We start from the raw sequence: 884 nt of genomic DNA, 5'->3' as shown, positions 1-884 counted from the left end.
TCAACCTGCTCGACAACGCTCAATTTAAAAGCCAGGCTGTAATCTCGCTGACTGCGTCGAAACCCTTGTTCCATCGGACACTCCTTCTCTGTAACGAAAAAGTGTCAACTTATTCCAGGACGGGTCACCAGCAATGAAAGGGCGGACAGCGATGTCCGCTTTTTTTTTATGCACCAGCCTTGCCGCGCAAGCCGTCCAGGCTGTAGGCACCAGCGCCTGCAACTGCGAAGTACAGGAAGGTGAAGCAGTACATCACGGCCATTTCGCCGCCGTTCAGGATCGGTAAAAAGCCGGCAGGCGCATGCGCGATGAAATAGGCGGCTGCCATCTGGCCCGACAGGATGAAGGCGATGGGGCGCGTGAACAGGCCGACCAGCAGCAAGCTGCCGCCTACCAGTTCGATGACGCCGGCCGCGCCCATCAGGGAAAACAGTTGCAAGCCGTCGAACATGGCAACGTGCGGCGCACCGAACAGTTTTGCCGTGCCATGTTGCAGGAAAAGGAAGCCGAGGATGATGCGCAGCAAGCCCAGCAAGCGTGGGGACCAGGTGGCGTAGAGGGCGGGCGAGAGGGACATGGCGTACTCCATTCAAAGGTGGATGGTTCGGTGTCTGGCTTTCATTAACGCAATGTCATTATGCGGGAGCCTGGCGGCGAACAATAGACAGCACTGTAATGGTTTTTTATTCATTGATCATCCGATGAAATATTGATGCATGATTTACCATATGTTGATGATGCAATAAAAAATCCCTCGCGCATGCAAAAAACCCCGCAGATCGCTCTGCGGGGCTTTTCAATGGAGAGTACAGCTTGCTTGACGGGCTTACTTGACGATATTGATGGTCGGTGCAACGTAGGCGTCGTCGGCCGGGTGGGTGGGA

Annotated in this window: 1 protein-coding gene; it reads right to left on the bottom strand. The window is 54.9% G+C overall.

Features of this window, described 5'->3' with window-relative positions; translation table 11 throughout:
- Positions 1-166: 166 nt before the first annotated feature.
- Complete coding sequence (locus tag CSQ95_RS28890) at positions 167-577, bottom strand: DoxX family protein (RefSeq protein ID WP_099411999.1); 411 nt, start codon at positions 575-577, stop codon at positions 167-169.
- Positions 578-884: the final 307 nt, after the last annotated feature.

Source organism: Janthinobacterium sp. BJB304, from assembly GCF_002735765.1.
GTDB lineage: Bacteria > Pseudomonadota > Gammaproteobacteria > Burkholderiales > Burkholderiaceae_D > Janthinobacterium.
Note: the sequence above shows the minus strand (reverse complement) of the source record. Positions and strands in the feature narration are given on the sequence as shown.